General features: G+C 69.5%; 23 protein-coding genes and 1 pseudogene. 14 read left to right on the forward strand and 10 right to left on the reverse strand.

Features of this window, described 5'->3' with window-relative positions; translation table 11 throughout:
- Positions 1-147: 147 nt before the first annotated feature.
- Together ORI60_RS08940 and ORI60_RS08945 are read right to left on the reverse strand one after the other, a co-directional pair.
- Positions 148-927, reverse strand: a complete 780-nt coding sequence (locus tag ORI60_RS08940) for a hypothetical protein (RefSeq protein WP_266036240.1) — start codon at positions 925-927, stop codon at positions 148-150.
- A 149-nt stretch (positions 928-1,076) separates the two neighbouring features.
- Positions 1,077-3,254 carry a hypothetical protein gene (locus ORI60_RS08945; protein ID WP_266036243.1) on the reverse strand — a complete coding sequence of 726 codons (2,178 nt, stop codon included), beginning with the start codon at positions 3,252-3,254 and terminating at the stop codon, positions 1,077-1,079.
- Positions 3,255-3,335: 81 nt separating this feature from the next.
- Here ORI60_RS08945 and ORI60_RS08950 point away from each other — a divergent pair, with 81 nt between their 5' ends.
- Positions 3,336-4,487 carry an AI-2E family transporter gene (locus ORI60_RS08950; RefSeq protein ID WP_266036245.1) on the forward strand — a complete coding sequence of 384 codons (1,152 nt, stop codon included), beginning with the start codon at positions 3,336-3,338 and terminating at the stop codon, positions 4,485-4,487.
- Here the strand turns inward: ORI60_RS08950 and ORI60_RS08955 are convergent.
- Positions 4,484-5,686, reverse strand: coding sequence for a diguanylate cyclase (locus ORI60_RS08955; protein ID WP_323055889.1), 1,203 nt, complete (start codon positions 5,684-5,686; stop codon positions 4,484-4,486). The two genes, ORI60_RS08950 and ORI60_RS08955, sit on opposite strands and share 4 nt — an antisense overlap.
- A gap of 116 nt (positions 5,687-5,802) precedes the next feature.
- Here ORI60_RS08955 and macS point away from each other — a divergent pair, with 116 nt between their 5' ends.
- The 11 genes and pseudogenes from macS (at position 5,803) to ORI60_RS09010 (ending at position 15,346) form a co-directional block, all read left to right on the forward strand.
- Complete coding sequence (macS, locus tag ORI60_RS08960; RefSeq protein ID WP_266036247.1) at positions 5,803-6,963, forward strand: MacS family sensor histidine kinase; 1,161 nt, start codon at positions 5,803-5,805, stop codon at positions 6,961-6,963.
- Complete coding sequence (locus tag ORI60_RS08965) at positions 6,960-7,622, forward strand: response regulator (RefSeq protein ID WP_266036249.1); 663 nt, start codon at positions 6,960-6,962, stop codon at positions 7,620-7,622. Before macS ends, ORI60_RS08965 begins: the two co-directional genes overlap by 4 nt.
- Before the next feature lie 20 nt (positions 7,623-7,642).
- The gene (locus ORI60_RS08970; RefSeq protein ID WP_266036252.1) at positions 7,643-8,155 is read left to right on the forward strand and encodes a DUF1707 SHOCT-like domain-containing protein; all 513 of its coding nucleotides are present in this window, start codon (positions 7,643-7,645) and stop codon (positions 8,153-8,155) included.
- A 113-nt stretch (positions 8,156-8,268) separates the two neighbouring features.
- Positions 8,269-9,723 (forward strand): SDR family oxidoreductase, encoded by a 1,455-nt coding sequence (locus ORI60_RS08975; protein ID WP_266036254.1) that lies wholly within the window; start codon positions 8,269-8,271, stop codon positions 9,721-9,723.
- A 36-nt stretch (positions 9,724-9,759) separates the two neighbouring features.
- Positions 9,760-10,791, forward strand: coding sequence for an L-threonine 3-dehydrogenase (gene tdh, locus ORI60_RS08980; RefSeq protein ID WP_266036256.1), 1,032 nt, complete (start codon positions 9,760-9,762; stop codon positions 10,789-10,791).
- Entirely contained in the window at positions 10,791-11,969 is a 1,179-nt protein-coding gene (locus ORI60_RS08985) for a glycine C-acetyltransferase (protein WP_266036258.1), read from the forward strand. Before tdh ends, ORI60_RS08985 begins: the two co-directional genes overlap by 1 nt.
- An 84-nt stretch (positions 11,970-12,053) precedes the next feature.
- Positions 12,054-12,749 (forward strand): annotated as a pseudogene (locus ORI60_RS08990) (helix-turn-helix domain-containing protein); the annotation flags it as partial.
- 86 nt (positions 12,750-12,835) lie between these two features.
- Positions 12,836-13,003: a DUF397 domain-containing protein gene (locus tag ORI60_RS08995; protein WP_266036260.1), complete on the forward strand. Its 168-nt coding sequence runs from the start codon at positions 12,836-12,838 to the stop codon at positions 13,001-13,003.
- A 29-nt stretch (positions 13,004-13,032) separates the two neighbouring features.
- Positions 13,033-13,506 (forward strand): RNA polymerase sigma factor, encoded by a 474-nt coding sequence (locus ORI60_RS09000; protein ID WP_266036262.1) that lies wholly within the window; start codon positions 13,033-13,035, stop codon positions 13,504-13,506.
- Complete coding sequence (locus ORI60_RS09005; RefSeq protein ID WP_266036264.1) at positions 13,491-14,507, forward strand: hypothetical protein; 1,017 nt, start codon at positions 13,491-13,493, stop codon at positions 14,505-14,507. Before ORI60_RS09000 ends, ORI60_RS09005 begins: the two co-directional genes overlap by 16 nt.
- On the forward strand, positions 14,504-15,346 hold the full coding sequence (locus ORI60_RS09010; RefSeq protein WP_266036266.1) for a LysR family transcriptional regulator: 843 nt from the start codon (positions 14,504-14,506) through the stop codon (positions 15,344-15,346). The genes ORI60_RS09005 and ORI60_RS09010 overlap by 4 nt, the downstream gene beginning before the upstream one ends.
- On the opposite strand, the gene ORI60_RS09015 is transcribed toward ORI60_RS09010, so the two are convergent.
- On the reverse strand, positions 15,343-15,741 hold the full coding sequence (locus ORI60_RS09015; RefSeq protein WP_266036592.1) for a MarR family winged helix-turn-helix transcriptional regulator: 399 nt from the start codon (positions 15,739-15,741) through the stop codon (positions 15,343-15,345). The genes ORI60_RS09010 and ORI60_RS09015 overlap by 4 nt on opposite strands.
- A gap of 121 nt (positions 15,742-15,862) precedes the next feature.
- On the opposite strand from ORI60_RS09015, the gene ORI60_RS09020 reads away from it, so the two are divergent.
- A complete protein-coding gene (locus tag ORI60_RS09020; RefSeq protein ID WP_266036593.1) occupies positions 15,863-16,267 on the forward strand; it encodes a Rid family hydrolase in 405 nt (134 codons plus the stop codon).
- Here ORI60_RS09020 and ptsP read toward each other — a convergent pair.
- On the reverse strand, positions 16,264-17,895 hold the full coding sequence (gene ptsP / locus ORI60_RS09025; protein WP_266036268.1) for a phosphoenolpyruvate--protein phosphotransferase: 1,632 nt from the start codon (positions 17,893-17,895) through the stop codon (positions 16,264-16,266). The genes ORI60_RS09020 and ptsP overlap by 4 nt on opposite strands.
- A gap of 157 nt (positions 17,896-18,052) precedes the next feature.
- On the opposite strand from ptsP, the gene ORI60_RS09030 reads away from it, so the two are divergent.
- The gene (locus ORI60_RS09030; protein ID WP_266036270.1) at positions 18,053-19,105 is read left to right on the forward strand and encodes a right-handed parallel beta-helix repeat-containing protein; all 1,053 of its coding nucleotides are present in this window, start codon (positions 18,053-18,055) and stop codon (positions 19,103-19,105) included.
- Between the two features lies 1 nt (position 19,106).
- On the opposite strand, the gene ORI60_RS09035 is transcribed toward ORI60_RS09030, so the two are convergent.
- Genes ORI60_RS09035 through ORI60_RS09055 form a run of 5 tightly spaced genes read right to left on the reverse strand, consistent with a single transcriptional unit; the run spans position 19,107 to position 24,200 of the window.
- Positions 19,107-19,970: a ribokinase gene (locus ORI60_RS09035; protein ID WP_266036272.1), complete on the reverse strand. Its 864-nt coding sequence runs from the start codon at positions 19,968-19,970 to the stop codon at positions 19,107-19,109.
- The gene (locus ORI60_RS09040; RefSeq protein ID WP_266036274.1) at positions 19,967-20,881 is read right to left on the reverse strand and encodes a substrate-binding domain-containing protein; all 915 of its coding nucleotides are present in this window, start codon (positions 20,879-20,881) and stop codon (positions 19,967-19,969) included. Before ORI60_RS09040 ends, ORI60_RS09035 begins: the two co-directional genes overlap by 4 nt.
- 30 nt (positions 20,882-20,911) lie before the next feature.
- Positions 20,912-21,832 (reverse strand): ABC transporter permease, encoded by a 921-nt coding sequence (locus tag ORI60_RS09045; RefSeq protein ID WP_266036276.1) that lies wholly within the window; start codon positions 21,830-21,832, stop codon positions 20,912-20,914.
- Positions 21,829-23,238 (reverse strand): sugar ABC transporter ATP-binding protein, encoded by a 1,410-nt coding sequence (locus tag ORI60_RS09050; protein WP_266036278.1) that lies wholly within the window; start codon positions 23,236-23,238, stop codon positions 21,829-21,831. Before ORI60_RS09050 ends, ORI60_RS09045 begins: the two co-directional genes overlap by 4 nt.
- Positions 23,235-24,200 (reverse strand): LacI family DNA-binding transcriptional regulator, encoded by a 966-nt coding sequence (locus ORI60_RS09055; RefSeq protein ID WP_266036594.1) that lies wholly within the window; start codon positions 24,198-24,200, stop codon positions 23,235-23,237. Before ORI60_RS09055 ends, ORI60_RS09050 begins: the two co-directional genes overlap by 4 nt.
- Between the last annotated feature and the right edge of the window lie 98 nt (positions 24,201-24,298).

Genomic DNA, 24,298 nt, shown 5'->3' on the forward strand with positions numbered 1-24,298 from the left:
GGGGTGGGGCCGAAGCGCGCAGGGGAAGGCGCGCCATCACCGGGGGAGTCACACGCGGCGATCGACCTGTTTGAGCGCAAGAAAAAAGCGCGACGGTCGACTTCCGGACAGCCAGGGGAGAGGGCTGCCGCGGACCGCGCGCTTGAATCAGTCGGGGTTGATACCGGGCTGCTTGCCCGGCGTCACGGTGACCTCGTCGGTGGACGGCGCGAGAGCGCGCGTCGACGAGATGCCGTGAGCGTCACCGGGTGCAGCGAGAGCAGCGAACATGCTGCCCTTGGCAGAACCAGAACCGTCGTTGCACGAAGCACACTGCACCGGCGCGGGGGCCGGGACGGGCAGCTTCGGGAACGGGGTGCTGGGCAGGGACGGACGCTGCTCGGAGGGCACGACGAAGTCGTTGTGCTCCAGCAGATCCGTCCAGTTGCCACCGGACGGGCCGGTGAACTGCGAGACCACCGGTGCCGGCGACTGTCCGGCATCGGTGGTGGGGGCCGCGGGGATCTCCGGGAAGGTCACGTCCATCGACCGCGCACTGGCGGGGCTGCTGGACTGACCGATCCTGGTGACCTGCGGCATGATCCGGGCGGCGATCTGCTCGACCGCCTGGGAGACCTGCACGTCCGGCAGGGCGGCGCGAGCCTTCTCCTGCTCGGCCTGCAAGGTCTCGTCGATCTTGTGCACCGCCTTGGCGGCGGGGACGACGACCGGCAGCTTCTCGTCGGTCTTGGTGACGATCTTGCTGACGACGTCGAGCTGCTGCGCGTCGGCAGCGGGCACGGTGTCGGCCGCGATGGCCGACGTCGTGGTGAGCGCCCAGGCAACGGCCGTTCCCGCGATCGCTCCACCGACGGCGAGCAGCGCTCGGGTGGCGAACCGGCGGATGCCGATCGCTCCCGTCTTCGCTCGCGGCTCAGTGGAGAACAACGCAGGAAACCTCGCTACTCGGTGGCGCTCAAGGGAATCGCCGACGATCAACTGATCAAGTCGACGTCGGCGACTCTGCCAGTCCATCCACCCCGATTGCACGCTCTCAGCGCTCGGTTAACTACATCGTGTGAACGGCTTCCCTTGGCTCACACGCGCTTCAGCACTCGCGCGGCACCGGCCGCCGCGGTCGACGCGAGCACCCAGCCCACGGCCACGAGCAGCGAAGATATCCATTGCGACGCACCGGTGAACTGCCACTTGCCGTCGTGGCCGAAGTCGATGATCGGGATCAGCAGGTCGAGGGCGAGCAGCGCGGCGTTCCACACCGGGTCCTCGTCTTTGTTGAGCTTGACCATCGGGTGCCAGTTGAACCACAACGCGCCGAACAGCCAGAAGACGGCGAGCCAGCAGATCGCGAGCCACGGCCGGTAGCCGTAGCCGACGGTCCACCGCTGCACGACGCCCCACACCCGGCCGGCGCGGCCGAGTTCGGAGTAGCGGCGGCGTTGCTTCTCCAGCTGGACCTTCTGCGCGAGCTCCTCCTCGCCACCCTGCTGGTAGACGGCGGCGAGCTGTTCGTACGGTCCTGGCGCGAAGTCCGGCTGCACCTTGAGCAACCACTTCAGCCGCGTCTGCACCGGCACGTCCGGGTCGGCGGTGATGCCGGCGAACTCGAAGTCGTCCACGGCGACGCCGCCCTCGGCGTCCCACAGCCCCGGTCCGTCGGTCACCGACACCGCTTTGAGGCGGCTCAGCACTATCTTCCCCTTGGGCTGCTGGCCCTCGGGGATGTGCAGGCGGAACTGGTGGACGGTGAGGCCGTAGGCGTTGAGCGCGATGTCCGCGGCGGTCGAGCCGAGGTGCGAGTCGCTGAACGTCGCCATCTTGCCGACCTCGCCCAGCCGGATCCGCACGCCGCCGACCGCGGTGAACCCGCGGCTGCACAGGAGGTCCTTGCCGATCGTGATGGCGCGGGCGTCCAGCGACGGCTTCTGCGTGCCGTTCGCGCGGAGCCTCGGGAGGGTGAGCTCGGCGCCGGAGAGGTCGAGGGTGGAGCCGATGTTCGCGTTCTGCAGGCGGACCGAGCCCTTGGCCTTCAGCTCGCGCAGGAAGAGCGTGCCGCCGACCTGGAGGCGGTCGGCGAACAGGACGTCGATGCCGGGCCCGTGCAGCGAGACGCCGGACATGCTGGCGCTGCCGTTGATGGTCGCGTTGGACAGCCGGACCTGGCCGTAGGTGTGCAGTGCCTTGGACCGGACGCCCGCGCCGTTGACGGCGCTGCGGGCCTCGACGTCGCCGCGGACCTGCATGCCGTCGGCGTGCAGGGCGACCGGGATGCGGTTCGTGACGTCGCCGGCGAGCTCCTCGGCGATCTCCCGCGGCCCGATCACCGCGCCGGACAACCGGAGGTAGCCGCCGATGCTCGCGTTCGGCAGCCGGACCGTGCCCTCGCTGATGAAGCCGTCGTCGAGCTCGACGTTGCCCTCGACCCGGAGGCGGTCGGCCACGAGCGTCGCGGCCTCGTCGGCCGATCCGTGCGGCAGGACCAGCACCTGGTTGTCGACGCGGTGGGCGGAGTTGAGGCGGGCGCCGGTGAACTCGACGTTCCCGTTGACGCGCGCGCCGTCGAACAGCACGCGGCCGTCGGCGGTGAAGCGGCCGCCCTCGGCGTTGCAGAAGACGTTGCCCGCGACGACGATCCCGGACGCGTCGAGCGCGTCCTTGCCGGTGTTGAGCAGCCGCGCGCCACCGAGGTGGACGCTGCCGCCGATCGCCGCGCCCCGCAGGCGCACCTCGCCGTTCGCGCGCATCGCGATGGCCTGGATGGAACCGCTGACCCTCAGCCGGGCGCCGAGCAGCGCGTGGTCGGTGTTCGAGCGCAGCACCGCGCCGGCGAGGCGGAGCGTCCCGTCCACCGCGGCGTCGGTGAGGTCGACGGTGCCGGTGCAGGTGAAGCCGGCCTCGAGGACCAGGTCGCTGAAGACCCTGAGGTTGCGACCCTGGAGCCCCGGAACGCGGGTGCCGCGCAACCGCAGGCCGATGAGGCGGGCCATGCGGAGGTCGAGCGGCTCCTCGAACGCGCAGTGGGTGAGGTCGATGACCCGCGTGACGCGGGTGCCCTCCAGTTCGAACTTGCCGGTGATCCGCGCGTTGCGGAGGCGCAGAGCGGGTAGTCCCTTGCGCGGCACCCGGTACATGCCGGTCAGCAGACCGGTGAGCACCTCGCCGCGCACGCTCTGCCCGGTCAGGTCGATCTCGGTGCCACCCGCGTAGGCCCCGGCGACCTGGCGTTCGAGCTCGGTCAAGTCTTCGGGCTTGATCACGTTCGTCCTCCCCCTGACGAATCGGATCATCCCTGCTGAGGTTGCACCTTGGCGAGGGCCTGAACAGTTAACGTGAGGTCCATGAGCACGCCGGAGTCGGAGATCAGCGGCCGCGTTCCGAAGCTGCTGCGGGTGAGTGCCGCGCTGAGCTGGCGGTTCGTCGTCGTGGTGGCCGCGCTGTACGTGGTCGCCTACGTGTTCGGCTTCCTCGCGTCGATAGTGATCCCCGTCGCTATCGCGCTGCTGCTCGCCGCACTGCTGTCACCGGGCGTCTCGAAGCTCGTCGAGTGGCGCGTGCCGCGCGGCGTGGCGGTGACCGTGATGATGATCATCGGCCTCGGCGTCCTGGGCGGCGTGCTGACGTTCGTGATCAGCGAGTTCTCCCGGGGTCTCCCCGAGCTGCAGTCACAGGTGGCGGCGTCGCTCGACACGATCCAGACGTGGCTGAAGGACGGGCCCGCGCACCTGTCCGACCAGCAGCTGCAGAACTACGTCAACGAGATCGTGAAGACGATCAAGGAGAACCAGGCGGAGATCACGTCCGGTGCCCTCACGACCGCCGCGACCCTGGGCGAGCTGCTCACCGGCCTGCTGCTGGCGCTGTTCACGCTGATCTTCTTCCTGCACGACGGTGACGGCATCTGGCGCTTCGTCACTCGCGCCGTGCCCCAGGACGTGCGTCAGCGCGTCGACGTGGCGGGGCGACGCGGGTTCAGCTCTCTCGTTTCTTATGTGCGCGCCACGGCCGTGGTCGCGATCGTGGACGCCGTGGGCGTCGGCGTCGGTCTGGCGATCATCGGTGTGCCGCTCGTGGTGCCGCTGTCCGCGTTGGTGTTCCTCGGTGCGTTCATCCCCATCATCGGTGCAGTGTTCACCGGTGCGGTGGCGGTGTTGATCGCGTTGGTGACCAACGGGCCCATTGCCGCTTTGGTCGTGCTGGCCGTGCTCATCGGTGTGATGCAGCTGGAGTCGCACGTCCTGCAGCCGCTGTTGCTGGGGCGTGCGGTGAAGTTGCACCCGTTGGCCGTGGTGCTGGCGATCGCGGGCGGGTTGGTGACCGGCGGCATCGCCGGGGCGTTGCTTGCCGTGCCGTTGCTGGCGGTGCTGAACTCCGGGATCCGGTCGCTGGTGTCCGATTCGGACGCTGCGCAGAACCCGGAGAAGGTGGACGTGCTGAATCCTCAGGACACGGCGCCGAAGGACGACAAGAGCGAACGGGTCAAAGAGCTCTAGGCCATCGACACGAGGTTCCGGCCGTACGCCTTGGCCGCCAGCAACGCCGCGTCGGCCGCCACCAGCAGGTCCGGCAGCTCGTACCCGAACCGGGTCGTCGTCGACACCCCTATGGACACGGTCAGGCCGTGCAGCTCGTGCGGCTTGCCGTCCGTGGCCATCGTGGGCACCCGCAGAGCCGCCACAGCCTTGCGCACGCGTTCGGCGACGTACTCGGCCTCGTCGGGAGTCGCTTCGGGCAGGAGCACCACGAACTCCTCGCCGCCGAACCGTCCGACGAGGTCTCCTCGGCGGACGGTGCCGCGCAGCAGCAACGAGATCGCGGCCAGGGCGGCGTCGCCCGCGAGGTGGCCGACCTCGTCGTTGACCTTCTTGAAGTGGTCGAGGTCGAGGAGCATCACGGCCATCGGACGGATGCGGCTCGCACCCTTGGCCAGTTCGTAGCGGGCGCGGCTGTCCCAGTGCACGGCGTTGGCGAGGCCGGTCTTGGCGTCGCGCTGGGCCGAGCGGCGCCACTGGGGGAGCTGGGCCGCTCGTTCCAGCAGGGCAAGGGACGGGCCGGCGATGAGGACGTGGACGGCGTTCGACTCCGCGACGCAGCCCATGAGTCCGCCGATCGACACGGCGACCACGCCGAGGATGGCGTCGATGGGTTCGCCGACGTTCTCCTCGAAGGTGGCGGACGGGCTGCGCAGCTTCAGGCCCAGCGCGATCAGGCCCGCTCGCAGGACCAGCAGCAGTGCCGCGGCCAGGGTGAGGACCAGGAGGTTGGCGTGCGGGTCGGCCCAGCCGAGGACGTAGCGGGTGGTGAAGACGGCCAGTGCGGTGGCGCTCAGGGTGAAGAGCCAGCGGTGGGTTTCCGGGCGCTGGGCCAGCAGGCAGTGCAGGGCCGGGCCGAAGAGGAGCAGCACCAGCAGGTTCGGCGGGAGGGCGAGGATGCCGGCCGTCAGGTAGCAGAGGTGGGCCGCCCACGGGTTGCGCTCGGTCTCGCCCAGGCGGTGGCTGTAGATGGTGCTGCCGATGATCACCGCACCCGCCGTGCCCGCGATCGCGGCGAACCTGGCGATTTCGGAGGGTGACGGCGTTTCGGAGGAAACGATGGCGTAGGTGACGGTGGCGAGCGCCGCCACGTCGATCAGCAACCAGTAGCCGAGCGCGGACCGCCGCAAAGTCCACACCGGCCAGTCCCGCACCTGCATCGCCCTCCCCCGAACCCGGAGAGCGTCGCACATTCCTCCGTTCGGCAGAAGACGGCCACCTGGGGGTTAGCCAGCACACGTTCACGCGGCAGGATGGTGTCCGAAAGGAGCACAGCGTGCCCAAAGAGCCTGCCGAACGTGTGACGAAGGTGATCGACGACCCGGCCACGCCCCTGTGGCGCGGGACGATTGCGCTACGCATAGTCACATTCCTCTTCGCGGCGGCCAACGTCATCGCGAACCAATCCGGTTACGTGCGGCCCTGGCTCGCGTGGACCACGCTCGGGGTGATGGCGCTGTGGTCCGTCTTCACGAGCCGCGCCTACAGCACGACGTGGGGCAGGCGGTGGCCGATTGTGCTCGTCGACCTGGCGCTGACCTGCGGTCTCATGTCGCTGTCACCGTTGATCATGTCCGACCACCAGCTGCTGGTCCTGCACGTGCCGCTGATCACGACGATCTGGGCGTGCGTGCCGGCGGTCGCGCTGGGCGCGCTCGGCGGGGCGGCCGCGGGCTTCGGCGGCGGGCTGACCGTCGGCCTGTTCACCTACCTGTCGCACCGTTCGCCGAGCCTCGACCTGCTGCGCGACGTGGTGCTGCTGGCCGGTGCGGGCATGGTCGTCGGCATGGCGTCGGCCACGGCACGGCGGTCCGCGGTGCTGCTTGCCCAGGCATTGAGGGCCGAAGCCGCGACGGCCGAACGCGAGAGGCTCGCCCGGTCGATCCACGACAGCGTGCTGCAGGTCCTCGCCCGCGTGCGCAAACGCGGCCTGGAGGTCGGCGGCGAGGCGGCCGAACTGGCCCAGATGGCGGGCGAGCAGGAGGTGGCGCTGCGGAACCTGGTGGCCGCCGCCCCCGTGGACTCCACTGTGGATGGAGAGATCGACCTGCGGCCGGGGCTGCAGCTGCTGGCCACGCCGAAGATCCAGGTGTCCACGCCCGCCACGCAGGTGATGCTGAAGGCGGGAGCCGCGACCGAGCTCACGTCGCTGGTGCGGGAGGCGCTGTCCAACGTGGACAAGCACTGCGGTGAGGACGCGCGGGCCTGGGTCCTGCTGGAGGATCTCGGGGAAGAAGTCGTGTTGAGCGTCAGGGACGATGGGCCTGGCATCCCGGAAGGCCGGATCGCGTCGGCCGCCGCGGAGGGCAGGATGGGGATCGAGAAGTCGATCAAAGGCCGGGTGGAGTCGCTCGGCGGAACGCTCGAGCTCCAGACCGGGCCGGGGGAGGGCACGGAATGGGAAGTCCGGGTGTTCAGGAAGGGGGCGGCAAGATGACGGTCTCGGTGATGGTCGTGGACGACCACCCGATGTGGCGCGAAGGCGTGGCGCGCGATCTGCAGGAACGCGGCTTCGAGATAGTGGCGACCGCGGGCGACGCGCCCTCGGCGGTGCGGATCGCGAAGGCCGTGCGGCCCAATGTGGTCCTGATGGACCTCAACCTCGGCGAGCTCTCCGGGGTCGACGCGACCGCGATGATCACGAGCGAACTGCCGGAGACGCGCGTGCTCGTGCTGTCCGCGTCCGGCGAGCACGACGACGTGCTGCAGGCCGTGAAGGCGGGCGCGTCCGGTTACCTGGTGAAGTCCGCGTCCTCGGAGGAACTGGTCGAGGCCGTCTCGCGCACCGCCGCCGGCGACGCCGTCTTCACCGCGGGTCTCGCGGGCCTGGTGCTGGGCGAGTACCGGCGCATGGCCGCGGCTCCGGACGACTCGGAGGACAAGCCCCAGCTCACCGACCGGGAGACCGAGGTGCTGCGGCTGGTGGCCAAGGGCCTGACCGCGCGGCAGATCGCGAACCGCCTGGTGATCTCCCACCGCACGGTCGAAAACCACGTCCAGTCGACATTGCGCAAACTCCAACTGCACAACCGGGTGGAGTTGGCGCGTTATGCCATCGAGCACGGTCTCGACGCCGAACCGGAGGCAGAGAAATGACAGACCCCAGAGACTTACGCGTGTCCGACGCGGAACGCGAGCACGTCGTCAGCCTGCTGAACAAGGCGGTGGGCCGCGGCATGATCACGCTCGACGAGTTCACCGTCCGCACGGACACCGCGCTCGGCGCGAAGACGCGCGCCGACCTCAACGTGGTGCTGCTCGACCTGCCCGGCATGGTCAACAACGAGCTGGCCCGCGAGCGGACCGAGCTGAAGAACACGATGAGCACCACGACCCGCAAGGGCCACTGGGTCGTGCCGAACGAGCTCGTCATCCGCAACACCCTCGGCACCACGAACCTCGACTTCACCGCCGCCGAGGTGCCGCCGGTCGTCAACGTCGACCTGGACGTGTCGTTGGGCACGGTGAAGCTGCTGCTGCCGGCGGGGGCGTCGGTGAACGCCGACGCCGTCGAGGTCACGGCGGGCGAGCTGAAGGACAAGGTGCAGAACACCGCGGGCACCCCGCACTTCCAGCTCAAGGGCTCGGTGCGCGGCGGGACCGTGGTGATCAAGCGGAGCAAGCGCTGATCTTGTCGGACCCGCTGAGTACGTTGGGATGCGAGGGGATCCCCGGCCGGGGGTACCCCTGCGCGAGCGCGACCTGATCTGCACGAACGCGCCGCAGCACGCAGGATCGAGGCATGCGGTGTCTCGTGACCGGTGCGACCGGATACCTCGGCGGAAGACTCGTGCCCAGGCTGCTGGCCGAAGGGCACGAGGTCCGCTGCCTCGTGCGATCGCCGGAGAAGTTGCGCGACGTCCCGTGGGCCGCTGACGTCCAGATCGTGCGCGGAGACGTGCTCGACGACCTCGACAAGGCCATGCGGGACGTCGAGGTCGTCCACTACCTCGTGCACTCGCTGCAGTCGAAGGACTTCGCCGACGCCGACCGCAAGGCCGCGGAGAACACGGCGAGGGCCGCCGAACGGGCCGGCGTGCGGAGGATCGTCTACCTGGGCGGCCTGCACCCGGCCGGTGTCGAGCTGTCGCCGCACCTCGCGTCCCGCAAGGAGGTCGGCGAGGTCTTCCTGCGCTCGACCGTGCAGGCCGTGGTGCTGCAGGCAGCCGTGATCATCGGGTCCGGGTCGGCGAGCTTCGAGATGCTGCGCTACCTGACCGAACGGCTGCCAGTCATGGTCACGCCGCGGTGGGTGCACAACCGGATCCAGCCGATCGCCGTGCGGGACGTGCTGCGCTACCTGGTCGAGGCCACGACGCTCGAGAACCAGAACCGGACGTTCGACATCGGCGGGCCGGACGTGCTGACGTACCTGCAGATGATGCTCCGGTACGCCGAGGTCGCCGGACTGCCCAAGCGCCGCGTGCTGCCCGTGCCGCTGCTGACGCCGGGCCTGTCCTCGCACTGGGTCAACGTGGTCACGCCGGTGCCGCGGTCGATCGCGAAGCCGTTGATCGAGTCGCTGGTGCACGAGGTGGTGTGCCGGGAGAACGACATCCGCGAGGTGCTGCCCGGCGAGAACACCGGCTACGACAAGGCCGTCGAGCTGGCGCTGACCAAGATCCGCGACGCCGACGTGGAGACGCGCTGGTCGGGGGCGACGCTGCCGGGTTCGCCGAGCGAGCCGCTGCCGACCGACCCCGGCTGGTCCGGCGGTTCGGTCTACACCGACGACCGCGAGCGGCGCACGAACGCCACACCCGAACGGTTGTGGGAGGTCGTCGAGGGCATCGGCGGCGAACGCGGCTGGTACTCGTTCCCGCTGGCCTGGGCGATCAGGGGCTGGATGGACCGGCTGGTCGGCGGCGTCGGTCTGCGGCGCGGACGGCGCGATCCGCAGCGGCTGTACGTGGGCGAGGCGCTCGACTTCTGGCGCGTCGAGGAGATCGAACGGGGGAAGCTGCTGCGGCTGCGGGCCGAGATGAAGGTGCCGGGGAAGGCGTGGCTGGAGCTTCGAGTGGCGGCCGACGGGGGACACGGGTCCACTTACCGCCAACGCGCCGTGTTCGTGCCCAAAGGGCTCGCCGGACACCTCTACTGGGCGGCCGTCTGGCCGTTTCACGGCATCGTGTTCGGCGGCATGGTGCGCAACATCGCCAATGAAGCTGAGCTGCACAAGAACTTCAGAAAGTCCTGATGGACTGCACAAGCAGCAAAGGGTGAAACTTCCCGCATGAAGGCTCTCGTCAAGGTCGCCGCAGGGCCTGGCCTCGAACTGACCGACGTCCCGGACCCCACTCCCGGACCGACGGACGTGCTGGTCAGGGTGTTGCGCACCGGCATCTGCGGCACCGACCTGCACATCGACTCGTGGGACGACTGGGCCGCGCAGAACATCAAGGCGCCGCTCGTCCTCGGCCACGAGTTCGTCGGCGAGGTCGTCGAGATCGGCGGCAGCGTCACCGGCGTCAAGGTCGGCGACCTGGTCAGCGGCGAGGGCCACCTCGTGTGCGGGACCTGCCGCAACTGCAAGGCCGGCCGCCGCCACCTCTGCGCCAACACGCGCGGTCTCGGCGTGCACTCCAACGGCGCGTTCGCGCAGTACGTCGTGCTGCCCGAGCAGAACGCGTGGGTGCACCGCACGCAGGTCGACCTGGACGTGGCCGCGATCTTCGACCCGTTCGGCAACGCCGTGCACACCGCGCTGAGCTTCCCCGTCATCGGCGAGGACGTGATCATCACGGGCGCCGGTCCGATCGGCATCATGGCCGCCGCCGTCGCCAAGCACGCGGGCGCGCGCAACGTCGTGATCACCGACATCTCCGAGCACCGCCTCGACCTGGCCCGCAAGGTCGGCGTCGACCTCGCCGTGAACGTCGCGGAGAAGACGATCGCGGACGCACAGCGGGAACTGGGCATGGCCGAGGGCTTCGACGTCGGCATGGAGATGTCCGGCAAGCCGGTGGCGATGCGGGACATGATCGCGAACATGGCGCACGGCGGTCGCATCGCGATGCTGGGGCTGCCCGCGGACGAGTTCTCCGTCGACTGGAGCAGCGTCGTGCTGAAGATGCTGCACATCAAGGGGATCTACGGCCGCGAGATGTTCGAGACCTGGTACTCGATGACCGTGCTGCTGCAGCGCGGCCTCGACCTCGCGCCGGTGATCACGCACCGGTACGACCACACGCAGCACGCGGAGGCCTTCGCCACCGCGCGCGAAGGCAAGTGCGGCAAGGTCATCCTCGACTGGACGGGAGCCTGATGTACGGCGAGCTGAAGAACGACCTCCTCAAGACGATCGGGGAGATCAGGGAGGCCGGGCTCTACAAGTCCGAACGCGTGATCGCCACCCCGCAGAACGCCGCCGTCCGGGTCGGTTCGGGTGACGAGGTGCTGAACTTCTGCGCCAACAACTACCTCGGTCTCGCCGACCACCCCCAGCTGATCGAGGCCGCGAAGAAGGCGCTGGACGACTGGGGCTTCGGCATGGCCTCGGTGCGGTTCATCTGCGGCACCCAGGAACCGCACAAGGAACTGGAGCGCAAGCTCAGCGAGTTCCTCGGCACCGAGGACACGATCCTCTACAGCTCGTGCTTCGACGCGAACGGCGGCCTGTTCGAGACGCTGCTCGGCGCCGAGGACGCGATCATCTCCGACGAGCTGAACCACGCGTCGATCATCGACGGCGTCCGCCTGTCGAAGGCCCGCCGGTTCCGCTACAAGAACCGGGACATGGACGACCTGGAGCGCCAGCTCAAGGACGCGTCCGACGCCCGCTACCGCCTGATCGCGACCGACGGCGTGTTCTCGATGGACGGCTACCTCGCGCCGCTGGACGAGATCTGCGACCTGGCCGAGCGCTACAACGCGCTGGTCATGGTCGACGACTCGCACGCCGTCGGCTTCACCGGCCCGACCGGCCGCGGCACCCCGGAGCTGTTCGGCGTGCAGGACCGCGTCGACATCGTCACGGGCACCCTCGGCAAGGCGCTGGGCGGCGCGTCCGGCGGCTACACGTCGGGCCGCAAGGAGATCGTCGAACTGCTGCGCCAGCGCTCGCGCCCGTACCTGTTCTCGAACTCGCTGGCACCGTCCATCACGGCCGCCGCGATCGCCACGCTCGACATGCTGTCGAATTCGACCGAGCTGCTCACCCAGCTGCGGTCGAACACCGAGCTGTTCCGCCGGCGGATGACCGAGGCCGGGTTCGACCTGCTGCCCGGTGAGCACCCGATCATCCCGGTGATGATCGGTGACGCGGCGGAGGCGGCGCGGCTCGCGGACCTGTTGCTGGAGCAGGGTGTGTACGTGATCGGGTTCTCGTACCCGGTGGTGCCGCACGGCAAGGCGCGTATCCGCACGCAGATGTCGGCTTCACACACCACCGAGGACGTTAACCGCGCTGTCGACGCGTTTATCGCCGCACGGGAAAAAATGTAGAGGTAGGACTTGTACCGGCTCCAAAAAACTACTTCTTTCGAGTAGAAACTGGAGCCGGTGCGAGCAATTCTCTAACTTGGCGGCATGCCAAGACGGAAGTCCAGCATCGTGGGACGCGAGTTCGGCGATGGCGTCCGGTACGCCATCGAACAGACCGGCCTGACCCACCGCAAGATCGCCGAAGAACTCGGTTGGGACGAGGCCAAACTCTCCGACCTCGTCCGAGGCAGGGGCGGCGCGACCCAGGCCGACCTCGAGAGGTTGCTCGGCTACTGCCGCGTCCCGCCACTGGAGGCCAAGCACCTGATCGCACTGTTCCACGAGACGCGCGAAAACGGTTACCTCAAGATTTCCGACGAGGGACCACCGGATCAGGTGCCCACGTTGCTCAACCAGGAGCGTCTCGCCAACAAGATCACCGTGTGGTCGGCGACACTCGTGCCTGGACATCTCCAGACCGCTGACTACATGCGCGCAGTCATCGCCGGAGCGGCTCGCACGAAGTCGGTCGACTACGAGAAAGTCGTCGCGGCGAAGCTCGAACGTCACAAACTGTTTCACCGGAGCCGCACGTTCGTGTTCTACATCCACGAATCGGCGCTACGACTCCCCGTGGGTGGACGGGACGTCATGAAAGATCAGTACATCCACATTTTGGGGATGACGGAGCGGGATTACATCACGGTCCGCGTCGTGCCGACTGCTATCGGCGCGCACGCGGGCAGCTCAGGATCATTCCTCCAGCTCGACTACGAAGTCCCTGGCCGTTTACTCCTCCATACTGAAGCTGCTCGCTGTTCAGGCCTTGGGTCCGCAAGAATCCAAGGAGTTGATCACCAGTATGTTCATCTGAGGAGGCGGTCCACGTGTCGTCCTGGCGCAAGAGCTCGTACAGCGAAGACTCCAGCGACTGCGTCGAGGTCGGCCGGGGCGTCGGCATCCGCGACAGCAAGGCGCCCACGGCATACCTGCCCGTGTCGGGTGAGGCTTGGTCCGCGTTCCTCCGCGATGTGACCCGCGTCACTCACGAGTAAGAACCGACGCGTCCGACGCACTACCTGACGTGGAGGATTTCGCGACCGTCTACCGCGAGTGCTACCCGCGGGTGCTCGCCTACGCAGCGAGTCACGCGGGGCCGCGGCTCGCTGAGGACATCACCAGCGAGACCTTCACGATCGCCTGGCGCAAGGCCGGCCAGATGCCGTCGAACGCGCTGCCGTGGCTGCTCGGCATCGCCCGCAACCTCGTGCGCGCCGCCCATCGCCAGACGACCACCTACGAGCTCACCGACTTCCCTGCCGACGACGACTTCGCGGTGATCGAGCTGCGGGCGGCGCTGTCGAGCCTGTCCGAGGCCGACCAGGAGGTTCTCACGCTGATCGCGTGGCACGGGCTGGCCGCTGCCGAGGCCGCGCAGGTGCTCGGGTGCACGACGGCGACGTTCTTCGTGCGGCTGCACCGGGCTCGGCGTCGTCTGCAGGCTGCTCTCTGGACGCCGAAATTCGACAGTGCGAGGGAGTCATGGAAGACCTCCTGAAAGACCTGGCGCAGGCCAAGCCGCCTTCGCCCGAGGTCGACCGCGACCGGATGGAACGCGATCTCGCGCGCATCACCGCGCTGCCTCAGGAGAGGCCGGTCCGCAAGCAGCTCGTGCGGCGGTTTGCTCCGTTGCTGGTCATCGGTGTGGTGATCGTGCTTGCGGTCGTGCTGCTGCCCGCACCTCCTCAGCCCGTGCAGCCGGCATCCCCTCAGAAGTGGTGGCACGAGCTGACGCGGCAGCGGTCGTTGATGATCGTCGGCGATCCGGCTGCCCCGTACGGCGTGTACTTCGACTCGAAGACCGACCGGTGGCTGGCCGCGAACCAGCAGGTCACGGTCATCCAGAAGGACGGCGAGGTGCGCGCCTTCCCGTTGACCCGCGACGGCAACACCTGGGAGAACGCGGGCAGTCCGGCGACGGTGCCGCAGGTCGGCGGGAACCACCTGGTGCGCATCGGCCCGATGAAGCCGGCCGTGCAGAAGACCGCGGTGTCCGGTTTCCAGATGTCCCTGCACAGCCAGGCGCGTTTCGACTCGCTCGACTCGCTGCCCGCCGAGCCGCGGGAGTTGAGGAAGGCGCTGGAGACGATCGTGGGGAACGACGCCTACCGGATCGGGTCGCTCGCGATGGAGCTGATCAGCGCGAACGTGCGCGACGACCAGCGGCGAGCGGCGTTCGAGCTGATCAAGACGCTCGACGGGGCGCGGTTCCTCGGTGACGTGACGGTGCTCGACGAGCGCCGGGGGATCGGTGTGGCGATCGCCGCGCCGGCGACGTTCCAGTTCTCCGACGTCGAGACGCAGCTGGTGGTCGACCCGCAGACCGGCCTGCCGATCGTCAAGAAGGACGTGATCACCACGTCCCAGTTCGGCTTGCCCGCGCAGATGCCCATCTCGGAGGTGGACTACCTCCTGCTGGAGCAGGTGGGCTTCGAGCCGATCGTGCCCCAGGACGTCCCCGTGAACGGCGAAGTGGAATCCCCCATCATTGAGCGGTGATCGACCCACGACGGCTCCGCGTGCTGCGCGCGCTCGCTGACCACGGCACCGTGACGGCCGCGGCTGCCGCGCTGCACCTCACGCCGTCGGCGGTGTCGCAGCAGCTCGCGGCACTGGAGTCCGAGGCAGGGCATCCGTTGCTGCTGCGCAAGGGACGGCGGGTGTCGCTGACGCCCGCGGGCGACCTGCTCGTCACGCACGCGCACGTCGTCGCCGCCGAACTGGAGCGCGCACAGGCCACCTTGGACGCTCTCGCCTCCGGCTCGGCCGGGCGGGTGGGGGTGGCGGCGTTCGCGTCGGCGATCACGCAGGTGGTGGCGCCCGCGCTGGCGGCGTTGAAGGAACGGTCGATCGAACTGTCGGTGCGCGACGCCGAGGGGCACGAGAGCGTGCGGTTGCTGCTGGACGGCGAGATCGACGTGGCGATCACCGAGGAGCACCGGACGACCGACCGCTTCACCCGGTTTCCGCTGTACACCGAGCCTTTCGACGTCGTGCTGCCGCCGGGGCACACCGCCACCGGGCCGGTGGACCTGGCGGCGCTCGCCGACGAGGACTGGGTGGTGACGCTGCCCGGCAACCCGTTGCGCGACGTCGTGGAGATGGCGTGCGCGCAGGCCGGGTTCACGCCGCGGATCCGGCACACCTCTGACGACTTCCGCGCGATCCAGGCCCTGGTCGCGGCGGGTGCCGGGGTGGCGCTGGCGCCGCGCAACGCCGTACGCGGGGTGCCTGTCGCCGGCGTGGCTCCGCTGCGGCGGGTCGTCGCGGCGGTGCGCACCGGTTCGGAGGACCACCCGCTGATCAGGGCGGTCCTCGACGAGCTGCGGCCCGGCTAGGGCGCCGGGATCGTCATGCTCAGCTTGGCCGCGATGCGCGTCAGCGCCTGGCGGTCGGTGGCGGTGAGCGGGTCGAGCACGAACTGCCGGACCGTGCGCAGGTGCGTGGGAGCGGCGGCCGCGACCACCTCGTAGCCCTCGTCGGTCAGCGAGGCGATGGTGAACCGGCCGTCGTCGGGGTCGGGGAAGCGCACCACCCAGCCGCGTTGCTCGAAGCGCTTGACCACGTTGGACAGCCTCGACAGAGAACCGTTCGCCAGGTGTGCCAGTTCGCTCATCCGGATCCTGCGGTCCGGGGCCTCCGAGACGTGGCTGAGCACCAGGTAGTCGAAGAGGCTGAGGCCCGACTCCTGCTGCAGCGGCGCTTCGAGCCGGCCCGGCAGCAGCAGCACCATCGAGATCAGCCCGGTCCAGGCTTCCTTCTCCTCCGCGTTCAGCCACTCCACGCCGCGCAGCTTACTTCACGCTTGAAGTCGTGTACCGTTGACTTCAAGCGTGAAGTCATTGGAGGGCATCATGGGCAAGCCGGAGTTCTTCGCCACCCCCGGATACGGCGAGACGCAGCTGGAGAACATGCGGTACAGCCAGGCCGTGCGCATCGGCGACCGCGTCGAGACGTCCGGGCAGGGCGGCTGGGACGACGGGTTCGAGTTCCCCGAGTCGCTCGAGGACGAGATCGTGCGCGCGTTCGACAACGTCGAGCGCACCCTGGTCGCGGCGGGATCCACGTGGGCCGACGTCGTGCACGTGAACTCGTACCACGTGCTCGGCGACGACTCGTTCGACGACCACAACCGCGTGATGGTCGAGCAGTTCCGCTCACGCATGGGCGATCGTGCGCCGATCTGGACCGAGAGCGGGGTCACCGCCCTCGGTCACCCGAAGATGCGCGTCGAGATCCGCGTGACCGCGATCGGTTAGTGCGGGGCGCGGGCCGCCAGCTTGGCCGCGGCCGGGTCGCCCGCGGCGAGCGCGCCACGGGCCGCGAGCTGGCAGATGTCCATGCTGGACGTCGCGAGCTTCGCGCCGACACCGGCGAGGGCGGTGTGGTTCATCGACAGCGACGTCACGCCGAGGCCGATCAGCACGCACGCGAGCAGCGGGTCGGCCGCCGCCTCGCCGCAGACGCCGACGGGCTTGCCGGTGGCGGTCGCCGCCTCGCCGACCAGGGCGATCAGGCGGAGCAGCGCGGGCTGCCACGGGTCGTTCAGTGCGGCCACGCCGCCGAGCTGGCGGTCAGCGGCGAAGACGTACTGGGCCAGGTCGTTGGTGCCGATGGAGATGAAGTCGACGACCTGCAGGATCTCCTTCGCGGACAGGGCCGCGGACGGGACCTCGACCATCACGCCTGCGCGGGCGATGCCCGCCTTGCGGGCGCGTTCCACGAACCAGGCGGCTTCGGCGGCGGTGGCGACCATCGGGGCCATCACCGAGACGTCGGCACCGGACGACGCCGCGGCCAGGGCGATGGCTTCGAGCTGGCGGTCGAGGATCTCGGGGCGGTCGAAGGCGACGCGCAGGCCGCGGACGCCCATGGCCGGGTTGGGCTCGGGGTCCAGGTTCAAAAACGCCAACGGCTTGTCCGCGCCCGCGTCGAGGGTGCGCACCACAACGGGCTTGCCCGCAAACGGCGCCAGCACAGCCTCGTAAGCAGCAGTCTGCTCAGCAACGGTCGGTTCCTCTGCTGCGTCCAGGAAGCAGAACTCCGTGCGGAAGAGGCCCACTCCCTCCGCACCGGCCTGAGCAGCGGCCAGGGCGTCGGCGGGTGAGCCGACGTTGCCCAGGACCTTCACCCGGAGGCCGTCCTTGAGCACGCCGACGCCGTTCCACTCGGCCTTCTTGCCGGTGCCGGCCGCGCGGACCTTGCCGTCCGACTCGCGGACCTGGCCCGTGTCACCGTCGACGTCGAGAGAGGTGCCCTCGAACGCCAGGATGCCGCGGCACGCGACGACGGCCGGGATGCCCAGCGAACGAGCGAGGATCGCCGTGTGCGAGGTGGGGCCACCTTCCTCCGTGACCAGGGCGAGGACCTTCGCCGGGTCGAGGCCCGCGGTGTCGGCGGGCGCGAGGTCGCGCGCCACCAGCACGGACGGCGAGGTCAGGTCGGGGACGCCCGGCGCGGGCTGGCCGAGGAGTTCGGCCACCACGCGGTCGCGGACGTCCTGGACGTCGCGGGCCCGTTCGGCCATGTAGCCACCGGCGGCCTGCAGTGCGGAGATGAACTTCTGCGCGGCCTCGTGCACGGCACGGGCGGCGGTCAGCGACTGGTCGACGACGAGCTTCTCGGCGGCCTTGATGAGGGACGGGTCGCCGGCCATCGCCGCCGTCGTCTCCAGCACGGCGCGGGCGTCGCCCTCGACCGTCTTCGCGCGCTCCATCAGGCGCTGCGCCACGACCTCCGTCGCGGGACGGATGAGGGAGGCTTCCATCTTCGTGTCCGCTGTTCGCTGGCCCGCGGGAGGTTCCGGCAGGGCCTCGGCGATCCTCACCACGGGGCCGGTTGCCCGACCGCTGCTCACACCGACACCGCTCAGCCGCGCGCTCGACATGGTCTAGACCATACCCTCCGACGGAAAACCCGGGACAGCCCAGTGTGACCAATTGAGCGGCGGAACGCGCAGCGGCGCTCAGTTCGTCATCACGGCTTAACACGCGCAGCCGACCGCGGTGTCACCCTAGGCCGTTCGGAGCAGTACCGTGCCAGCCGTGCGCCTTCCGTACGTCTTCGCCGCAGTCTTACTGGTCGCCGGATGCTCGTCGGCGCAGCCGCAGCTCGGTCCCGAGATCAACGTCCCGGCACAGGTGAGCACCATCCAGGACGCCGTCGACGTGGCGCAGGAGGGCGCGACCATCGTCGTGTCGCCCGGCGTCTACGAGGAGTCGGTGCAGGTCAGGACCAAGGGCCTTACGATCAGGGGAGCCCGGCGCGGCAGTGTGATCATCGACGGCGAGGCCGAGCGCGCCAACGGGGTCGTGGTCGCCGCCGAGGACGTGTCCGTGCAGAACCTGACGGTCCGCAACCACACGTCCGACGGTGTGCTGATCTCCGAGCAACGCGGCTTCCGCGTCTCCTACGTGACGGCCAGCAACAACGCGCGGTACGGCATCCACGCACTCAACGCCCAGAACGGCGTGATCGAGCAGAGCTACGCGAGCGGCGCGGACGCCGGGTTCTCCGTCAGCCGGTGCAAGCCGTGCGACGTCGTCGTGCGCGGCAACGTCGCCGAACGCAACGCCGTCGGCTACCAGGGCACGAACGCGTCCGGCCGGATGTACGTGCTGGGCAACAGGTTCAGCGGCAACCGGGTCGGCCTGACCTCGGCCGCCGAGCGGCAGGAGGACGTCGTGCTCGTCGGCAACCTCGTCTCCGACAACGACGAGACCTTCTCGCCCGCGCAGGCCGACGGCGCGTTCGGGCTCGGCATGAGCCTCCTGGCCAGCACGAAGAACCTGGTGTCCCGCAACCTGATCACCGGCAACCCCGGCACCGGGCTGGCGCTGAGCCGCGGCCAGGACCCGGCGCGGACGGACCTGGACGGCAACGTGATCACCGGCAACGGCCAGGACGTGCGGTACGACGACGCCGGGCCGCGGAAGAAGGTCAGGGCGCCGCGCGGAATCCCGTCCAACCAGGTCGCCGCCCCGCCGCTGCAACCGGAGATGCCGTCGGACCCGTTGCCGGACAGGGCACCGGACGTCGAGAAGTACGGGCTGCCGGGCGAGGATCTCTTCCACGACCGCGCGGCGGTAAGGGCGTAGGTCAGCCGACCTCGGCCGCGGTCGGGTAGGACGGCTGCGCGCCCGCCTTCGTGACGGACAGCGCGGCGACCTTCGCGGCGTAGCGGGCGGCCTGCACGAGGTCGTCGCCCTCGGCCAGGCGCGCGGACAGCGCACCGGCGAACGCGTCACCGGCGCCGGTCGTGTCGACCACCTCGGCGACCTCGATCGCCGGCACCTCGACGACGCCGGACTCCTCCACCACGGCGGCGCCGCGCGAGCCCAGCGTCACGATGGCCGAGCTCGGGCCGAGTTCGAGCAGGGAACGCCAGTCCGGCGCGAGCTGCGCGGCCTCGTGCTCGTTCACGATCAGCACGGTGAGCTGCCGCAACGTCTCCGCCGGCAGTTCGGCGACCGGGGACAGGTTGAGCACGGTCCGGACTCCGGCACGGGAGGCGGCGCCGATCGCGTGGACCACGGTCTCCAGCGGCACTTCCAGCGAGCACGTCAGCACGGCCACGCCGCCGAACGACAGGGCGTCCACATCGGACGGTGACACGTCGGCGTTGGCGCCGGGCGACACCACGATGGAGTTCTCGCCGTCCGGCGTCACGGTGATGTACGCGATCCCGGTGGGACGGGAGGAGGTCTTCACCAGCGCCGTGTCGACGCCGGACGACTCCAGCGACTCGCGCAGCAGCGAGCCGTACCCGTCGCCACCGACGGCACCGACCAGCGCGACGGAGGCACCGACGCGCGCGGCGGCGACGGCGGTGTTCGCGCCCTTGCCGCCGGGCAGCACGACGGTGTCACCGCCGAGCACGGTCTCACCGCCGGCGGGCCGCCTGCCGACCTCGACCACGAGGTCGGCGTTGGCGGACCCGAGAACGAGCAAAGTCTGCGTCACTTGACGAACTCTGCCACGTTCTTCGCGGTGATGACCTTGACCTCGACGTCCACGACCTGCTGAACCGGCTCGCCCTTCGCGGCGTGCACGGCCTGCTCGACGGCCTTGGAGCCCAGGAGCTTCGGCTGCTGCGCCACGGTCGCGGCGAGCGTGCCGTCCTGGATCGCCTTCAGGCCGTCCGGCGTGCCGTCGAAGCCGACGACCTGCACGTCCTTGCCGGCACGGGCGCCGAGGGCCTTGATCGCGCCGAGCGCCATCTCGTCGTTCTCGGCGAAGACGCCCTTGAGACCGGGGTGGCCCTGCAGCAGGTTCGTGGTCTCGTTGAGGGCCTTGGCGCGGTCGAAGTCGGCGACGGCCGAGGCGACGACCTTGATGTTGCCGCTGTTCAGGCCCTGCTCGAAGCCCTGGCCGCGGTCACGCGACGCCGACGCGCCCGGGATGCCCTTGAGGTGCGCGACCTCGCCGGAGGTGGCGCGGCCGAGCTCGATGGCCGCGAGGCTGCCGCCGGAGACGTTGTTCGACGCGACCTCGGCGGCGACCTTGCCCTCCACCGCGCGGTCGACCGAGATCAGCGGGATGTTCGCCGTCTCGGCGGCCTTCGCGGCGGGCCCGGACTGCTTGGAGTCGACCGGGTTGAGGATGATCACCTTCACGCCCTGCGTCACCAGCGTCTGCACCTGGTTGACCTGGTTCGTCGCGTCGTTCTGCGCGTCGACCACGGTCAGCTTGGCGCCGAGCTGGTCCGCCATCTCCTGCGCACCCTGCTGCAGCTCCACGAAGAACGGGTTGTTCAAAGTGGACACCGCAAGGCCGATGGTGATCTGGCCCCCGGACGCCCCTGTTCCGCTGCAGCCGGTCGCCAGCAGAGCAGCGGCACCGAGCGTCAGCGCGATCCGTCGGGTCACCTTCATTGGTGTCTTCCTTACCTGTTGCGGGTTTTCTCAGCGACGGCGAAGTGAGTCGAGCAGCGCGGCGAGAGCGATCACCACGCCGATGACGACCTGCTGCCAGAACGGCGGCACCTGCAGCAGGTTGAGGCCGTTGCGCAGGACGGCGAGCACGAGTGCGCCGACCAACGTCCCGGTGGCGCGGCCGACGCCACCGGACAGCGACGCACCGCCGATGACGACCGCGGCGATGGCGTCGAGCTCGTAACCGGCCGCTGCCTGCGGGCCGGCGGACCCGAGCCGTCCCGCGAGCACGAGGCCCGCGGCGGCGGCGAAGAGGCCGCTCAGCGCGTAGATCCAGAGCTTCTGCTTCCGGACGTCGATGCCGCTGAGCTTGGCCGCTTCCTCGTTGCCGCCGATCGCGTACATGCGGCGGCCGAGGTTGGTGCGGGTGAGGATGAGGCCGGTGATGCCGAAGAACGCCAGCATCAGCAGCAACGGCAGCGGAACCATCGGCGCGAGGTTCGAGCCGAGGAACGTGACCAGCGCGTCGGTCTCGTGCGGCTGGCCCTCGGAGAGCACCAGCGTGAGACCGCGGGCGACGCTGAGCATGGCCAGCGTCGCGATGAACGGCGGCAGCTTGCCGTAGCTGATCAGCGCGCCGTTGACGAGACCGCACAGCGCGCCGACGACCAGGCCGATCGGGCCGGCGGTGAGTGCGCCGACCATCGCGGCCAGCGCGGCGATGCTGCCCACCGACAGGTCGATGCCGCCCGCGACCACCACGAACGTCATGCCGAACGCCATGATCGCGATGACCGCGGCCTGCACACCGACGTTGAGCAGGTTCTGCGCGTTGAGGAACGCCGGCTGCATGATCGCGATGACCAGGGCGAGGAGGAGAAGGCCCGCGAGGGCGCCGTTCTCCGCCAAATACTTCTTGGGTGCGTACTTGCGAATGCTGATCGTGCTCACGCTGAGATCTCCTGCACGGCGAGTGCCATCACCTGGTCTTGGGTCGCGCCCCTGGGCAGCTCACCGGCCACCCGGCCGTGTGCCATCACGACGACGCGGTCGCTCATCCCGATCACCTCGGGCAGGTCGCTGGACACGAGCAGCACTGCCCGGCCCTGCGCGGTCATGCGGTTGATGAGCTCGTAGATCTCGACCTTGGCGCCGACGTCGACGCCCCTGGTCGGTTCGTCGAGGATCAGCACCTTCGGGTCGGCCAGCAGCCACTTGCCGATGACGACCTTCTGCTGGTTGCCGCCGGAGAGCTCCTTCACCGGCTGCTCGACGCGGCCCTTGATCCGGAGCTTCCCCGCGATGTCGTGCAGGCGTTTCCGGTCGCGGTCGTGCAGCGTCACGAGTTCGAGGTTCTGGCCGACGGTGGCGGTGAGGACGAGGCCCTGGCCCTTGCGGTCCTCGGGCACCAGGCCGAGACCGGCCTTGATGGCGGCCTGCACGTCGTTGCGGCGCAACGGCTTCCCGTCGACCTTCACCGTGCCGCGGTCGTAGCCGTCGACGCCGAACGCGGCCCGCGCGACCTCCGTCCGGCCCGCACCGACCAGGCCTGCGATGCCGACGACCTCGCCCGCGTGGACCTCGATGGTGATGTCCTCGAAGACACCGCGCTTGGTCAGGCCCTCGATGCTGAGCAGCGGCTGACCAGGGCGTTGTTGTGCGCGCGGGTACTGCTCGTCGATCGGGCGGCCGACCATCAGCTCGATCATGTGCCGGGTCGTCGCCTTGGGTCCGAGGACGCCGACGCTCCGGCCGTCGCGCAGGACCGTGATGCGGTCGGCGATGCGCTGGATCTCGTCGAGGTGGTGGGTGATGAACACGAGCCCGACGCCGTTCTGGCGCAGCTGGGCCATGATCTGCAGCAACCGGTCGGTCTCGGTCTCGGTGAGGACCGCGGTCGGCTCGTCGAGGATCAGCACGCCGGCGTTCTTGTCGAGCGCGCGGGCGATCTCGATCATCTGCTGCTGGGCGATGCCGAGGTCCTTGACCTTGGCATCGGGGTCGACGTCCAGGCCGACTCGGTCGAGCAGTTCCGGTGCCCTGCGGCGCATCTCGGCCCGGTCGACGAAGCCGAACCTGCGCGGGAGGCGGTTGAGGAAGAGGTTCTCGGCGACGCTGAGCTCGGGCACCAGCGCCAGTTCCTGGTGGATGACGGCGAGGCTCGCGTGGCCCTCGATCGTGCCGGCGTCGTGGCCGTGGATGCCCGCGAGGACCTTGACCAGCGTGGACTTGCCGGCACCGTTCTCGCCGAGCAGGACGTGGACCTCGCCCGCGAAGATCTCGAGGTCGACGCCGTCCAGCGCCTTGGTGGCACCGAAGTGCTTGGTGATGCCGCGTGCGGTGATGAGGGTCTTCACAGCTCGGCCTCCCCGAGCGAACCGCGCAGCACGAGCTTCGCGGTGAGGCGGACGTCGTCGGGCTGGCGGCCGTCGATCAGGGCGAGCAGGCTGAGGGCGGCGGCCTGGCCCATCTCGACGGTCGGCTGTGCGATGACCGTGATCGGCGGGTCGAGCAGCGGGAACCACGGCTGGTCGTCGAACACCGCGAACGCGATGTCGTGCGGGATCTGCAGGCCACGCGCCCGGATCTCGCCCAGCGCACCGAGGCCCATCAGGTTGTCCATCGCCACGAGCGCGGTGGCGCCGTCGTCGACGAGCCTGGCGGCGGCCTGACTGCCGCTCTCCTGGCGGAAGTCACCGTGAACGACCTGCGCGAGGCCGCCGAGCGACCCGGTGAGCACGTCGGTTCGTTCTCTTCCAGTGGAGGTGTTCGGCGGACCCGCGATCACTCCGATGCGGGTGTGGCCGGCGCCGACGAGCCGCCGGGCGAGCGCGGTCAATGCCTCGCTGCCGTCAGCGCGGACGACGGGGCATGTGGCGCCCCTGACCGTCCGGTCGAGCAGAACTAGCGGTACGCCGCCTGCGCTCACTTCGCGAACCAGACTCGGGTCGTCGGTCGCGGGGCACAGCAGGAGGCCGTCCACCCGGCGGTCGAGCAGGGTGCGCACGTAGGTCGCTTCCTGCTCGGCGCTCTCGTCGGCGTTCCCGATCACGACGCAGTAGCCGTGTGACCGGGCTTCGTCCTCGACCGCTCGCGCGATCTCGGCGAAGAACGGGTTCAGCAGATCGCTGATGACCAGACCGAGGGTCTGGGTGCTGGTGGTCCTGAGGGATCGCGCCAGGGCGTTGGGCCGGTAGCCGAGTTCCTCGATCGCGGCGAGCACGCGCTCACGGGTCTCGGGCGTCGGCGCGGCATGGCCGTTGAGCACGCGCGACACGGTGGCCGTGGAGACGCCGGCGTGCTGCGCGACGTCCTTCATGGTCGTCACGGAGCAGTAGTTAATCGATTACACATGTATCTAGTCAAGCGGATGAGTAGGTGTACGGATGTAACCGGGCGTGCTCTGCCTCACCCTGA

This window comes from Lentzea sp. NEAU-D7, from assembly GCF_026242055.1.
In the GTDB taxonomy this organism is placed as follows: domain Bacteria; phylum Actinomycetota; class Actinomycetes; order Mycobacteriales; family Pseudonocardiaceae; genus Lentzea.